This window comes from Nocardia sp. NPDC041819, assembly GCF_055590505.1.
This window is the reverse complement of the sequence record NZ_JBVJAP010000001.1, coordinates 1,345,528-1,361,642: the sequence shown is the minus strand read 5'-3', so window position 1 is coordinate 1,361,642 and position 16,115 is coordinate 1,345,528. Positions and strand designations below refer to the sequence as shown.

Annotated in this window: 4 protein-coding genes; 1 reads left to right on the top strand and 3 read right to left on the bottom strand. The window is 70.5% G+C overall.

The window, feature by feature from the left end; translation table 11 throughout:
• Positions 1–89 precede the first annotated feature (89 nt).
• On the top strand, positions 90–425 hold the full coding sequence (locus ACZ6DL_RS06415; RefSeq protein ID WP_040779429.1) for an RNA polymerase-binding protein RbpA: 336 nt from the start codon (positions 90–92) through the stop codon (positions 423–425).
• A 70-nt stretch (positions 426–495) separates the two neighbouring features.
• Here the strand turns inward: ACZ6DL_RS06415 and ACZ6DL_RS06410 are convergent, their stop codons facing one another.
• From ACZ6DL_RS06410 to ACZ6DL_RS06400, 3 genes are all read right to left on the bottom strand, one after another.
• The gene (locus ACZ6DL_RS06410; RefSeq protein ID WP_393230996.1) at positions 496–1,278 is read right to left on the bottom strand and encodes an ABC transporter permease; all 783 of its coding nucleotides are present in this window, start codon (positions 1,276–1,278) and stop codon (positions 496–498) included.
• Positions 1,279–1,367: 89 nt separating this feature from the next.
• Positions 1,368–2,360: an ATP-binding cassette domain-containing protein gene (locus tag ACZ6DL_RS06405; RefSeq protein WP_466049368.1), complete on the bottom strand. Its 993-nt coding sequence runs from the start codon at positions 2,358–2,360 to the stop codon at positions 1,368–1,370.
• Positions 2,357–16,000 carry an amino acid adenylation domain-containing protein gene (locus ACZ6DL_RS06400; protein ID WP_466049367.1) on the bottom strand — a complete coding sequence of 4,548 codons (13,644 nt, stop codon included), beginning with the start codon at positions 15,998–16,000 and terminating at the stop codon, positions 2,357–2,359. Before ACZ6DL_RS06400 ends, ACZ6DL_RS06405 begins: the two co-directional genes overlap by 4 nt.
• Positions 16,001–16,115 lie beyond the last annotated feature (115 nt).

The following is a 16,115-nucleotide window of genomic DNA, read 5'->3' as shown; positions in this document are numbered from 1 at the left end:
TGTACGTAAGGTCCGGCGGGTGCCCCCGCGCACTCGTGCGGACACGGTCGCAGCGCACGAAGACTCGAGCACACAGGGAGAGGCACACCATGGCAGATCGCGTACTCCGAGGCAGTCGGCTCGGAGCGGTGAGCTACGAGACCGATCGCGACCACGACCTGGCTCCGCGTCGGATCGCCCGGTACCGGACCGACAACGGCGAGGAATTCGACGTTCCCTTCGCCGACGACGCCGAGATCCCGCCGACCTGGCTGTGCCGCAACGGCCAGGAGGGCGTCCTGATCGAGGGCACCAGCCAGGAGACCAAGAAGGTCAAGCCGCCGCGCACGCACTGGGACATGCTGCTGGAGCGCCGCAGCAAGGAGGAGCTCGAGGAGTTGCTCAAGGAGCGCCTCGAACTGCTCAAGACCCGCCGCCGCGCCTGACGGTCCGCGCTTCACGGAAAACGGCCGCCGCATCGTCGGATGCGGCGGCCGTTCGTGTCTCACACGCCGGTCAGCGACTGGCCACCTTGCGGTAGCGCAGCAGCGCCAGCGGCACGGCGACCACGAGGATCGCCACAGAGCAGGCCACCGCGTATTCGACGCAGTGGTCGGCGGCCCAGCCGGTGGGCGGGACGAACGTGGGCGGCGAGTCGTTGTCGAACAGCTTGCGTCCCGCCGCCGAGACCGCGGTGATCGGATTCCACTCGGCGATCGCGCGCAGCGGGCCGGGCAGCGTCTCGGCCGAGATGAACGCCGAGGAGATGAACGTCAGCGGGAACAGCCAGATCAGCCCGGCGCTCTGCGCCACCTCGACGGTCGGTGACAGCAAGCCGGTCAGCGCGCCGATCCAGGACATCGCGAACGCGAACAGCAGGATCACCGCGAATGCCAGCACGGCATCGGTGACGCTGCCGTGAATGCGCCAGCCGACCACGTACCCGCATCCGACCATCACCGCCAGGCTCAAAATGTTCACCACGAGGTCCGACAGCGTGCGGCCCATCAGCACGGCCAGCCGCGACATCGGCAGCGCCCGCATCCGGTCGATGATGCCCTTCTGTAGGTCCCCGGCCAGTCCGACCGTGGTGAACGCGGCGTTGAACGCGACCGTCTGGGTGAAGATGCCTGCGAGCAGGAATTCCCGGTACTGGCCCCCGCCCAGTGAGGCGCCGAAGATGTAGGCGAACAGGAACACGAACATCAGCGGCTGGATCGTCGCGGTCACCAGCAGCGTGGGCACGCGCAGGATGGTCAGCAGATTGCGGTGGGCGACGATCGCGCTGTCCCGGAACAGCCGCAGGCGCGGGGCGGAAGTCGGCTGCGCGGCGGCGTTGCTCGGCTCCGGCTCCGCCTGCGGGGTGGCCTCCCCCACCATTGCCGTGCTCACGACATGATCTCCTCTTGTACGTCGTCGGTCTCCGGTTCCGCGGCGGGCGCGCCGCCCGGTTTGCCGGTGAGGGAAAGGAATACGTCATCGAGGCTGGGCCGGTGCACATTCGCGTCGACCACGCAGACACCCGCGTCGTCGAGCCTGCGCAGCGCCTCCACCATGGTGCGCGAACCGTCGCCGACCACCACCGACACCTCGTCGGTGCCCGCCTCGTGGCCGGGCTCGCCGACGCCGATCTGCGCCAGGACGACCAGCGCGGGCTCGGCGGCCTGCCCGGCGGCCAGGGTGACGGTGAGGCGGTCGCCACCGATCGAGGTCTTCAGCTCGTCGGCCGAGCCGCGGGCGATGACCCGCCCGTGATCGATGACGGTGATGCGGTCGGCCAGCAGGTCGGCCTCTTCGAGATACTGCGTGGTGAGCAGCACCGTGGTCCCGTCGTCGACGAGCTCGCCGATCACCCGCCACATGTCCAGCCTGCCGCGCGGGTCCAGACCGGTGGTCGGCTCGTCCAGCACCACCACGGCGGGCCGGGCGACCAGCGCACCGGCGAGGTCGAGCCGCCGGGCCATGCCACCGGAGTAGGTTCCGGCCCTGCGGTGCGCGGCGTAGTCGAGCCCGAGGACGCCGAGCAGTTCGGTGGCACGGGCCGACGCCTGGCGTGGCGACATCCCGTACAGCCGGGCCACCATGCGCAGGTTCTCGTAGCCGGACAGGTTGCCGTCGACGGCGGCGTACTGGCCGGACAGGCCGATCCGTTTGCGCGCCGCCGCGGGATCGCGCAGCACGTCGATCCCCGCTACCCGCACCGACCCGGCGGACGGTTTCAGCAGCGTGGTGACGATCCGCACGGTCGTCGTCTTACCCGCGCCGTTCGGGCCGAGCAGGCCCATCACGGTGCCGGTGGGGATTCGTAGGTCGACCTCGTCCAGCACGCGGACCCGGCCGTAGTTCTTCACCAGGCCGGTTACCTCCACCGCGAAGCTCACCTGGGCGTCTCCTTCGTCTCCAGCCACCTCCGCAGCACCGGCCCGATCACCGCCAGCGCGTCAGGCGTGGTCATCGCGGAGTGCGCGCAGCGCAGCTCGTGGTCATGGACGGCACCGGTGACGTGCGGCTGCCATGCGTCGGCGCGTCGGTCGGGGTCGGTCCGGTTGACCGGGTCGTCGCCCGCGGTGAAGAACAACAAGTCGCCGTCGAACGGCCGGGGCCGGAAGCTGTGCGCGAGCACGGTGCCGTTCTCGTATCCCGCGTAGAGCCGCTCCAGATGCTCCACGGTCAGCGCCGCGAACGGCCCGGACCGGGCGCGCAGCAGTTCGGCCGCGTCCCGCAGGCTCATGTCCGGATCGATCTCGCCATCGAGGTCGTCGTTGCCGAATTCTCCGACGATCTCGGCGACGCTCGGGGTCGCGTGCGCGAGCAATTCGTCGGACAGCCGGTAGCTGTCCATCATCGACAGCAAGGCGACCTCCTCGCCCGCCTCTTGCAGCTGCACCGCCATCTCGTGGGCGATCAGTCCGCCGAGCGACCAGCCGAGCAAGTGGTAGGGACCCTCCGGTTGGATCTGCTTGATCGCGGCCACGTAGTGACCCGCGGCCTCGGCGATCGACTCGTAGCTGTCCTCCCCCGCGACGTGCGGAGCCTGCAAGCCGTAGACCGGCCGGTCCGCAGGGAGGTGCGCGAGCAACCCCGAGTAGCACCATGCCAATCCGATCGCCGGATGCACGCAGAACAGCGGCGCCTGACTCGCCGCGGTGCTCGGCCGGATCGGCAGCACCGGCGCGAGCATCGCCGCCACCGCGCTGCCAGAGGACGCGTCCGCCCCGTCCAGCCGCGCCGCGATCGCCGCGGGCGTCGCGTCGCCGAACATCAACTGCACCGGCAGATCGATGCCGGTCTCTCGCACGTGCGCGACCACTTTCGTGGCCAGCAGCGAGTTGCCGCCGAGTTCGAAGAAGCCGTCGTCGACGCCCACCGACTCCACACCGAGTACCTCGGCGAAGGCCGCGCACAGCGCCTCCTCCGCGGGGGTGGACGGTGCGCGGTAGCCCTCGCCCGCGGTGAACACCGGCTCCGGCAGCTTCGCGCGATCCAGCTTGCCCACCGGGCTGAGCGGCACCTCGTCGAGCAACATGATCGACTGCGGGACCATGTAGTTCGGCATCAATCCGGCCAGGTGCCCGGTCAACTCGGCCGCGGTGAGCGTCACCCCGTCACGCGCCTTCACATACGACACCAGCGCCGTCGCGCCGGCCGGGGTGCGATGCCCGATGGTGGTCGAGAACGCCACCGCGCCATGACGGGCGAGCGCGGCGTCGACCTCCCCGAGTTCGATGCGGAAGCCGCGGATCTTGACCTGATGGTCGGTGCGGCCGACGTACTCGATCTCCGGCGCGGCATCCACCGCCGCCCCGTGGTCGCGCGACCCGGCCCACCAGCGCACCAGATCGCCGGTACGGTACATCCGCTCCCCCGGCTTGCCGAACGGATTGGCGACGAACCGCTGGGCGGTCAATCCCGGACGGTTCAGGTAGCCGCGGGCCAGCGCGTCACCGGCCAGGTGCAGTTCACCGGTCACCCCCAGCGGAGCCGGATGCAGCCGCGCGTCCAGGATCGCCGCGTTCACGCCACGGATGGGTCCGCCGATGGTGATCGGCTCGCCGGGTGTCATCGGCTGGGAGATGACCGTGACGATGGTGGTCTCGGTCGGGCCGTAGACGTTGTACAGGCTGCGGCCGGGCGCCCACCTGGTCACCAGGTCCGGCGGCAGCGCTTCACCGCCGACCAGCACGTGCTGCAACTCGCGCAGCCCGGTGGGGTCGACCGTGCCGAGGGCGGAGGTGGTGATGAACGCGTGGGTGATCCGTTCCGCGGCGAACACCTGCCGCAGATCGTCGCCGCCGACCACGCCGCCGGGCGTGATCACCAGGGTCGCCGCGCCGCCGAGGGACAGCAGCAGATCGAGCATCGCGGCGTCGAAGCTCGGGGTGGCGAAGTGCAGCACGCGGCATCCCGGCTGGACGTCGAACCGGTGGGCGGTCTCGGCGGCGAAGTTCGACAATCCGCCGTGCGTGACCATCACGCCCTTCGGTGTGCCGGTGGAGCCGGAGGTGTAGATCACGTACGCCGGGTTGTCGATTCGCAGAGGAGCGAGGCGCTCGGTGTCGGCGATCGGCGCGTCCGGCGCGTCGAGCACCCGCGCACGGAAGGCCGGATCGTCGAGCACGATCCACTCCATGCCCTCGGGCAACTCGCCGCGGTAACCCGCCAGCGTGATACCCAGCGCCGCACCGGAATCCGACAGCATGTGCGTGATGCGCTGCTGCGGGTACAACGGGTCGACCGGCACGAACGCCGCCCCGGCCTTGGCCACCGCGAGCACCGTCGCCACCGACTCGATCGATCGCGGGATACCGAGCGCCACCAGGGTTTCCGGGCCGACGCCACGGGCGATGAGCACCCGCGCCAGCCGGTTGGTCCAGCGATCCAGGGCGTCGTAGGTCACCTCGGTACCGTCGGAGACCAGGGCGACGGCGGCGCGATCGACGCTCGCGGCCTGCTCGAAGACCTCGGGGAAGGTGATCGGCCGGTCCGGTTTCCCTCCGCGTACCGGAGCCAGCCCCGACCACTCGGCGGGGTCGAGCAGCTCCAGATCGCCCACCGGGGTGGTCGGGTTCGCGGCGATCGCGGCGAGCAGCCGGGCGAGGCGCTTGCCGAGCCGCTGGGCGGTCGGTTCGTCGAACAGATCCCGCGCGTAGTTCACTGACACCGTGATGCCTGCCGGATCTCGGTGCGCGGTCTGCGTTTCGGTCAGGGTGAACTGGAGATCGAACTTCGCGATCCCGGTGTCGATATCGGCGGCCTCGATGCGCATCCCCGGCAGGTCCAGTCCGCCGACCGGCTCGTTGCGGACCGAGAGCATCACCTGGAACATCGGATGGTGCGCCTGGGACCTGGCCGGATTGAGCACCTCCACGAGACGCTCGAACGGCAGGTCCGCGTGGGCGAAGGCGTCCAGGTCGGCTTCGCGCACCGCGTGCAGCAAGTCGGTGAACCGGGCGCCCGGGTCGATCCGTGTGCGCAGCACGAGCGTGTTGACGAACATGCCGACCAGCCGGTCCAGCGCGGGATGACCGCGGCCCGCGATCGGGGTGCCGACGGTGATGTCGTCGGTGGTGGTCATCCGGTGCAACAGCACCGCGAGCGCGGCGTGCAGGACCATGAACAGGCTGACGTTGTTGCTTCCCGCGATCGTCTGCAGCTCGCGGTGGGTGACCGGGTCCACCGCGCAGTCGACGGTGCCGCCCCGGTAGGACGGAGCGGGCGGGCGCGGGCGGTCGGCGGGCACGGTGAGCAACTCGGGGATGCCGTCCAGGGCCTGACGCCAGTAGGCCAGCTGCGCGCTCACCGCCGAGTCCGGGTCGTCCTCGCTGCCGAGCACGTCCTGCTGCCACAGTGTGTAGTCGGCGTACTGCACCTCCGGCTCCGGCAAGTCCGGCGCGTCGCCGCCGCAGGCCGCCCGATAGGCCACCGCGACGTCGGCGGCCATCGGCTCGAGCGACCAGCCGTCCATCGCGATGTGGTGCACGACCACGACGAGAACATGCTGCGCCGGTTCGTCGGCGCCGGTCGGCACCGAGATCAGCGCCGCGCGGATCGGCACAGTGGTGGCCAGATCGAATCCCGGTGCGACGAAACGCCGTACGGCGGTCTCGATCTCCTCCGGACGCGCGGTCACCCGCACCAGCGGGATCGCCGCTTCCGCCGGGTCGAGCACGACCTGGGCGGGCGCGCCGTCGGTCTCCGGGAACACCGTGCGCAGGGTTTCGTGCCTGACCTGTACCGCACGCAGCGCCGAGACCAGCGCGCCGACATTCAGATCGCCGGTCATGCGCAGCACGAGCGGAATGTTGTAGGCGCCCGCCGACTGTTCCGCGCTCGACCCGCCCGCGTTGAACCGGTTGAGGAACCACAGCCGCCGCTGCGCGGCCGACAGCGGTATGCGCTGCGGGCGTTCCCTGCGCACCAGCGCGGGGCGGTCCGCGTCGGACGCGGCACCCGTGTCCAGCAGCTCGGCGAGTCCGGCGACCGTCGGCGTGGCGAACACGGCGCGCACGGCGAGCCGCACGTTCGTCGCGGCGGCCAGCCGCGCGACGAGCTGGGTCGCCAGCAACGAGTTGCCGCCGATGTCGAAGAAGTTGTCGTCGGCGTGCACGCCCTCGGCCCCGATCAACTCGCCCATCACGGCGGCGACCAAGCGCTCCGCGTCGGTCCGGGGCGCACGACCGGTCGAATCGCCGACGGACTGCGGTTCGGGCAGTGCGCTGACGTCCAGCTTCCCGACGGGGGTGAGCGGGATGGTGTCCAGCACGGTGACACCGGAGGGCACCATGTGCGTGGGCAGCCTGCGCGCGACGAAGGCGCGCAGCGCTTCGGTGTCCACCCCGGCCGCGCGGTCGGCGGGCTGGACGAAGGCGATGATCCGGTCGGCGCCCGCGATGCGGCGCACCTCGGTGTGCGCGAATCGCACCGACGGGTGTTCGCCGAGCGCGGCGGTGATCTCGCCGAGTTCGACACGGAAACCGCGCAGCTTCACCTGATGGTCGCTGCGCCCGAGGTAGACCAGCTCGCCCGAGGCGTTCCAGCGCACCACGTCACCGGTCCGGTACATCCTGGCGCCGGCGGGGCCGTGCGGATCGGCCACGAAACGTGTCGCGGTGAGGCCGAATCGATCGAAGTACCCACGCGCGACGCCATGCCCCGAGAGGTACAGCTCGCCGGGGACGCCGACCGGTACCGGGCGCAGCCGCTCGTCGAGCACCGATGCCCGGGCGCCCCGCACCAGGGTGCCGATGGTGATCGGATCACCGGCGCGCATCGGGCCGGAGATGGTGATGACCACCGTGGTCTCGGTGGGCCCGTACACATCGCACATCACCCGTCCCGGCGCCCAGCGCGTCACCAGGTCCGGCGCCACCGCCTCGCCGCCGACCATGAGCGCCCGCATGTGCGGCAGCGGCCAGCGTTCGTGGTCGATCGTTGCCAGCGCGGCCGGGGTCATGAAGCCGTGCGAGACGCGCTCGCGTTCCATCAGCGCGGCCAGCTCGTCACCGCCGTAGATGTCGGTCGGGCAGATCACCATCGCCGCGCCCGACCCCAGTGCGATCAGCAGGTCCAGGATCGCCGCGTCGAAACTCGGCGTCGCGAAGTGCAGTGTGCGGGAATGCTCGTCGACGCCGATGCGGTCGCGGATCTCGTCGGCCAGGTTGGCCAGACCGCTGTGGGTCACCGCGACGCCCTTCGGCGTTCCGGTCGACCCCGAGGTGTAGATCAGATAGGCCAGATCGGCCACCTGGATGGCGCGCGAACGCTCGTGGTCGTCAATCGGCGCGTCGTCGTGGCCTTCGAGTTCGGCGGCGAACTCGGGGCGGTCCAGCAGCAACCACTCGATGTCGCGCCCTGCCGGGGCGCCCTCGCGCAGGTGCTCCACATGCGCGGTGATCGCGACGCCGGTCGCGCAACCGGAGTCGGTGAGCATGTGCCGGATGCGGTCGGCGGGGTACTTCGGGTCGACCGGGACGAACGCCGCGCCGGACTTCGCCGCCGCCAGCATCGTCACCACCGAGTCGATCGAGCGGATGAGCCCGAGCGCCACCCGCGTCCCCGGACCGAGCCCGCGCGCGATCAGCGCGCGCGCCAAACGATTCGAGCGCCGGTCGAGCTCGGCATAGGTGAGTGACGTCGTGCCCGCGCACAGCGCCGTGTGGTGTGGATACCGCCGCGCGGTGGCGGTGAAGTACTCGGCCAGCGTGCACGGCGGGGCCGCCTGGCCGCCCCGCGCGGGGGCGAGGGTACGGCGCTCGTGGTCGGTGCGCGCGTCGACGTCGCGGATCAGCACGCGCGGATCGCCGGTGACGGCGGTGAGCACGCGCAAGAATCGGTCCGCCAGCGTCTCGATCGTCATCGCGTCGAAAAGCTCGGCGGCGTAGACGAATTCGAAAACGCTGTCCGCCTCGCCCGCGATAGAACCCGGTCGGCCGGTGTCGTTCGCGACGCGCAGCTCCAGATCGAACTTCGCGGACGCGATGTCCAGCGGCTCCGCGCGCAGTGCGAGACCGGGCAGTTCCAGCGTCGGCGCCGGACCGTCCTGCACGCTCAGTGCGACCTGGAACAGCGGGTGCCTGCCCGAGGAGCGGGCTTCGGCGCCGAATTCGTCCACGATGCGCTCGAACGGGATGTCGGCATGCGCCAGCGCGGCCAGCTCGGTGTCCCGATCCGCGCGCAGCAGGTCGGTGAAGCTGCGGTCCGGATCCACGTCGGAGCGCAGCACCAACGTATTCACGAACATGCCGACCAATCGGTCGAGCTTGGTGTCGGTGCGCCCCGCCACGGGGGTGCCGATCACGATGTCGCGACCACCGGTGACGCAGCGCAACAGCACCGCGAATGCCGAACGCAGCACCATGAACTTGCTCACGCCGCGCTCGCGGGCCAGCGCGGCGAGCTCGCGCTGCACCTGTTCCGGCACCGTGAAACGCACCGTCCCGGCCTGCTGGGTCGGCTCAGCGGGCCGCGGCCGGTCATACGGCAGCGGCAGCTGATCGGGGAGGTCGGCCAGCGCGGTGCGCCAGTACTCCAGTTGGGTCGCCGCGGCGCTGTCCGGATCGCTCTCCTCACCGAGGCAGGCACGCTGCCAGAGTCCGAAGTCGGCGTACTGCACCGGAAGCGGCGTCCACGACGGCGCCTCGCCCTCGTGCCGTGCCGCATAGGCGGCGGCCAGGTCCCCGGTCAGCGGGCCGAGCGACCAGCCGTCGGCGGCGATGTGGTGCAGCACGACACCGAGCAGGTAGCGCTCGGGCGAGGTGCGCAGCAGCGACAGCCGCAGGGGCGGCTCACCGGTGAGGTCGAACCCGGTGTGCGCCAGCGCTTCCAGCGCGGCCTTCGCGCCGGAATCGTCGATGTCGGTGACCGCCACCTCCGGCAGTGCGCGCTCGACCGGCAGGACCACCTGCTGGGCGCCTTCGGCGTCCTCCGGGAAGACGGTGCGCAGCACCTCGTGCCTCCGCAGCACATCGGCGAGCGCTTCGCGCAGTGCGGGCACGTCGAGATCACCGGCGACGCGGATCACGAAAGCGATGTTGTAGGAACTCGATTCGGGCGCGAATCGGTTGAGGAACCACAAACGCTGCTGCGGCAGCGACAATGGGATACGTCCCGGACGCGGTGTCCGCACCGCCAGCGCCGGCCGCTGCGTCCGGGGCGCTCGATCCAGTTGCCCGGCGATCCCGGCGACCGTGGGCGCCTCGAAGACCGACCGCACCGGCAGCTCCACACCGAACTCCGCGTGCAGCGCGGCGGCGAGCCGGGTGGCCAGCAGCGAGTTGCCGCCGAGATCGAAGAAGCTGTCCTCGGCTCCGAGGACCGGGCGTCCGAGCACCCCGCCGAACACGCCCGCCACGCCCAGCTCCAGTGCGGTGCTCGGCGGGCGGGAGGTTCCCGCGGCCGCGAACACCGGCGCGGGCAACGCCTTTCGATCCAGCTTGCCCGCGGGGGTGACCGGGATCTCGTCGAGCACCGCCACCGAGGCGGGCACCATGTAGCCGGGCAGCTGCCTGCGCGCGGTCTCCAGCACCGCCCGCGTCTCGACCGGCCGGTCGGCCGTGACATACGACGCCAGCCGTACCTGACCTTGCTCGTCGGTGTGCACCACGGTGAGCGCGAACCGGATGCCCGGATGCAGGCGCAGCACGTTGTCGATCTCGCGCAGTTCGATGCGGAAGCCGCGGATCTTGATCTGGTCGTCCGCGCGTCCGAGGAACCGCAGCCGCCCCGTCCGCTCCACGACGACCAGATCCCCGGTCCGATACATCCGCTCCCCCCGCCTGCCGTGCGGGTTGGCCACGAACCGCTGCGCGGTCAGGGCGAAACGTCCGTGGTAGCCGCGAGCGACACCGGGACCCGACACGTACAGCTCGCCCGGCGTGCCCGGCGGCACCGGGTGCAAACGGTTGTCCAGCACGAACAGTCGCATGCCGCGGACGGGCGACCCGAGCGGCACCGGGCGGCCCGGCTCCATCGGCCCGCTCGCCGTCGCCGCGACGGTGGCCTCCGAGGGACCGTACATATTGTGCATGCGATGCCCGGCGGTCCAGGTCTCGACGAGTTCCTCCGAGCAGGCGTCACCGCCGACGATGACCGTCTCCAGCTCGTCGAGCCCCTCGTTCGGCACGGTGGCCAGCGCGGCGGGAGTGACGAAGGCGTGGGTGACCCGCTCATCGCGCAGCAGTGTGGCCAGCTCGGCGCCGCCGTACATGCCCGAGGGGGCGATCACCATCGTGGCGCCCGCGGCGAAGCCGAGCAGCATCTCCAGCACCGAGGCGTCGAAACTGGGCGAGGAGAAGTGCAGCGTACGCGCCGCGTCCGAGATGCCGAACAGGTAGTTCTGCTCGGCGGCGAGGGACGCGATGCCCGCGTGGGTCACCACGACCGCTTTCGGCATGCCGGTGGACCCGGAGGTGTAGATGAGGTAGGCCGGGTGGCTCACCCGCATCGGGTGGTGGCGCTCGTCGTCGGTGATCGGGTCCGCCGGGCGGCCCGACGACTCTGCGGTCAGTTCGCCGGAGCCGAGGACCAGCCAGTCGACCTGACCCTTGCGGTGTTTGCCTCGCGAGGGCCAGGCGGGCAGGGCAGCCAGGCAATCGGGGTCGGTCAGGCCGAGCATCGCGCCGGAGTCACCGATCATGTGCGCGATGCGCTCACTCGGGTAGTTCGGGTCGACGGGCACATAGGCCGCACCGGTTTTGGCGACGGCCCAGATCGCGGTGATCGCGTCGAGACCGCGCGGCAGTGCGATCGCGACGACCGTCTCGGGCCCGGCGCCGTGCTGGATCAGAGCGCGCGCCAGCGTGTTCGAGCGCTCGTCGAGTTCGCGGTAGGTGGTGTCGGCGCCGAGGTAGCGCACCGCCACCGCGTCCGGCAGCCGGCGCGCGGTGGCGGTGAGCAAGGTGGCCAAGGTGATCGGCGGCTCGGCAGGCGCGCCCGCGATGGGCACGAGGTTCTCGGTTTCCCTGCGGTCCAGGATCGGCAGGTCGCCCACCGGAAGCTCCGGAGCCGCCACGCCGCCCGCCAGCACCGCGATGAACCGGCGGGCGAACGACTGCACCGTGGATTGGTCGAAAACATCGGTGGTATAGCCGAATTCGGCCGACAGCGGGCCGTCGCCCGAATCGTCGTGGACGACCAGCTGCAGATCGAACTTGGCGACGTCCGAAGCGATCGGCAGCACCTCGGCGCGCACCCCGGGCAGATCGATCCGCAGGTCCGGCGCGTGGTCGTAGGACAGCATCACCTGGAACAAGGGGTGCCGCGACGGGGAACGCTCCGGGTTGACCACCTCGACAAGCCGCTCGAACGGCACATCGGCATTGGCGAAGGCGTTGAGATCGGTCTCGCGCACCACGTCGAGCATGCGGTCGAATCCGACCGCCGGGTCGACGGCGGTGCGCAGGACGAGGGTGTTGACGAACATGCCGACCAGGTCGTCGAGCGCCGGATCGGAGCGGCCCGCGATCGGGGTGCCGATCGCGATGTCATCGCTCGCGCACAGCCGCGACAGCAACGTCGCCAGCGCCGCGTGCAGCACCATGAACATGCTCACGCCCCGGCTGGCCGCGAGTTCGATCGCGCCCCGGCGGATCTCGGCCGGGATGGCGAACTCGACCCGGCCGCCGACGGTCGATCTGCGTAGCGGGCGCGGGCGATCCAGCGGCAGGTCGAGCTGCTCGGGCAGGCCGGCCAGCGCCGAGCGCCAGTGGGTGAGCTGCCTGCTGAGCGCGCTGCCCGGGTCCGACTCGTCGCCGAGCAGTTCGCGCTGCCAGAGCGCGAAATCGGCATACTGCACCGGCAGTTGCGTCCACTGCGGCGCGACACCGTTCGCGCGCGCGGCCACCGCCGTCATCAGGTCCTTGGCCAGCGGTGCGATGGACCACCCGTCGCCGCAGATGTGATGCAACACGATGAGGAAGACGTGCCGCTGCGGGCCGGTGCGGTAGAGCGCCACCCGGATCGGGGCCTGACGGCGCAGATCGAAGCCGTACCCGGCGAATTCGGTCGCCAGCTCCGCCACATCGGCTTCGGCCGCATCGATCGGGTCGAGCGTCAGCGGGATCGCCTCGGCCGGGTGGATCAGCTGGTAGGGCCCGTCCGGCGACTCCGGGAAGGTGGTGCGCAGGCTCTCGTGCCGTTCGATGACGTCCACCAGGCCCGCCCGCAGTGCGGCCACATCCAGCGGTCCATCCACCGCCACCGCCAGCGGCATGTTGTACGCGGCGGCATGCTCGGAGAACCGGTTCAGGATCCACAGCCGCTGCTGCGCCTGCGACAGCGGGATCCGCTCCGGTCGTTCGGCGGGCGCCAGCCGCGGCGAGGAGACGTCGGCGGTCTGCGTGGCGAAGCGACGGGTGAGCGCGTCGATCGTCGCGGCCTCGAACAGATCCCGGATGGTCAGCGCGGTGCCGAGCGCGGCGTTGATCCTGGACACCGCTCGCGCGGCGATGAGCGAGTTGCCGCCCAGATCGAAGAAGTTGTCCTCGACGCCGACCTCGGTGTCGAGCACCTCCGCGAAGATGCCCGCGAGGACCCGCTCCACCTCGGTGCGCGGCTCGGCGATCGGCCGGATCGACCGCACACTCGGCGCGGGAGCGGGCAGCGCTTTGCGATCGATCTTGCCGTTGGCGCTCAGCGGCAGCTCGTCGAGTTCCATCAGCGCGGAGGGCACCATGTACCCGGGCAGCGTGTGCCGCAGCGCGGTCAGCAGCGCCGCCGTGTCCAGCGGAGCGTCGTCGTCCTCGTGCTTCGCCGCGACCACGTAGGCGACCAGCTCGTCACCGGTGCGTCCGGTGTGCGCCACGCACACCGCGCGAGCCACCTTCGGGTCGTCGAGCAGTGCGGCCTCGATCTCGCCGAGCTCGATGCGCAGGCCACGGATCTTGACCTGGAAGTCGCTGCGGCCCAGATATTCCAGCACACCGGGCTCGCCGCCGGAGCGGCCGATCTGCCAGCGCGCCAGGTCACCGGTGCGGTACATCCTGGCACCCGGGGTGAACGGATCGGCCACGAAGCGGTCCGCGGTCAGCCACGGTTGCCTCAGGTAGCCGCGGGCCAGCTGGACTCCGGCGAGATACAGTTCGCCGACCACGCCGGGCGGGACGGGCCGCAACCGGTCGTCCAGCACATAGGTCTCGGTGTTCCACACCGGCGAGCCGATCGGCACGACGCTCGCGTCGGGCGGGCACGCCCAGTAGGTGACGTCCACGGCGGCCTCGGTCGGGCCGTACAGATTGTGCAGTTCGGCGGCCGGTAAGGCCGCGTAGAACTCCCGCACGGTGGCGGCGGGCAGCGCCTCACCGCTGCAGAACACCCGGTGCAGGCAGGCACAGCCGCTCAGATCTGCCTCGGTGACGAACACCGATAGCATGGACGGCACGAAATGCGCTGTCGTGATTCGTTTTTCGGAGATGGTCCGGGCGAGGTACGCCGGGTCGCGGTGCCCGTCCGGGGCGGCGATCACCAATCGAGCGCCGATCTGCAAGGGCCAGAAGAATTCCCACACCGAGACGTCGAAGGTGGCCGGGGTCTTCTGTAGCACCGCGTCACCGGAGGTGAGCGGATACTCGTGCTGCATCCAGCGCAGCCGGTTGACGATCGCGGCATGAGTTACGCCGACGCCCTTGGGTTTTCCGGTGGATCCCGAGGTGAAGATGACGTAGGCGAGGTGATCGGGACGCAGTGTGCCATTGCGGTCGGCGTCGGTGATCGGCGCGTCGTCGAATCCGGAGACCCGGGCGGTGTCGATCTCCAGCCGGGTGACGGTCGCGGGCAGTTCGACATCGTCGCGGGCCGCCGTGAGCACGCACAGCGGTTCGGCCTGACGCACGATCTGCCCGATCCGCTCGGCCGGATGCTCGGTGTCCAGCGGCAGGTACGCCGCTCCCGCCTTGACGATGGCGTACATGCCGACCACCAGGTCGAGGCTGCGGCGCAAGCACAGACCGACCGTCGTATCGGGTCCGGCGCCGCGCGCGATGAGCAGCCGGGCCAGGCGGTTGGCGCGGGCGTCGAGTGCGGCGTAGGTCAGCGCCTCGTCACCGAACTCGAGCGCGACCGTGTCCGGGTCCGACGCGACGCGCTCGGCGAAGAGGCTCGCGAGCGTGCCGTCCTGCCGGGGCGCCGTGGTGGCGTTCCAGCCGTGCAGGACCTGTTCCCGCTCGGCGTGCGTGATCGCGCCGAGGGACTCGGCGGCCGACATCGGATCGGCGGCCAGGAACCGGCCGAGGAAGTCCAGGTAGCGCGCATGGTGCACGCTCACTTCTGCCTCGCCGTAGAGGCGGGGGTTGGCTTCGAAGTCGACGTGCAGGCGGCCGCCCGCGCCGTTGTAGACGTTGACCGAGAGGTCCTCCACCGGGCCGGTGGCCAGCACGTGCATGGAACCGACCAGGCTGCCGAAACGCAGTTCGTCGTGGAACAGCATCAGGTTGACCATCGGGCCGAAGAATCCGCGCGCGTCACGGGAGTAGCCGCTGTCGCGCCGGATGTCGTCGTGGCGGTAGCGCTGATGACGTAAAGCGCCGGTGATCTGCAGCTCGGCCGCCTTCACCAGGTCGCCGATCGTGGTCGCCTCGTCGAATCGCAGCCGGATCGGCACGACGTTGGAGATCACGCCCGCCGAGCGGCGCAGCGACACCGTGGTGCGCGCCGAGACCGGCAGGCTCAGGACCACGTCCGAGTTGCCCGTCACCGACCGCACGTACGCGGCCAGCGCGGCGACGAACACCGCCGAGTCGGTGGTGTTCCACGCGCTGGTCGCCGCCTCGATCGCGGCATGGTGGTCGTCATTCAGCACGGCGGTGGCCAGCCTGCGGCCCGCGTCGTGGGTGGTGGTGCCAAGGCGGGCGCCACCCAGGCTCACCGGCTCGCCCACGCCCGACAGCTGCCCGAGCCAGTACTCGCGATCGTTCTGGAAACGGCTGGAGTCGTGGTAGCGCGCCTCGTCGGCGTAGATCTCGGCGAGGGGGGTCGCCCGGGAGGCGACCGGCTCGGTCCGGTTCTCCAGCGCGGTGTAGATCTCCGCCGTGCGGGTGAGCGCGTTCATCGCGCCGTAGCCGTCGATGACGATGTGATGGGCGAACGAGTACCAGAGGTAGTCGGAGTCTCCGATCCGCAGAACCGCGTTGGAGGTCAGCGGGTCGCGTTCCAGGTCGATGGGCGAACTCGTGTGCTCGTGCATCCAGCGCAGCGCCGCCGCGTACGGATCGGCCTCGCCACGCAGGTCGATGCGGACCCAGCCCGGCCGGTGCACCGGATCGACGATTTGATACGGAGTGCCATCTATCTCCACCATGCGAACTTGACCCACCTGGGTCTCCGCACCGAATCGCTCGATCGCGTACAGCAGCCGACCCTCGTCCAGGTCGCCGTGTATCTCGACGTACTGGGAGATCGTCAACGGTACGTCGGGGCGAATGCGCTGCGCGTACCAGAGCGCGGTCTGTGCGGGTGACAGAGCAAACGGTTGTGCAGAGAACTCGCCGGATGAACATTGGTCGACGCGATCCGTGGCCAATGAACTCATCAATCACTCCGTTCTGCCGCTGTTGACGCAACTCCCCGAGCACCACCCCAGCAAGCGCGCGCGCCAGCTGTAGGACGTGATCCACGCCCTATGATTCGGAGCGTCGCATCGACCG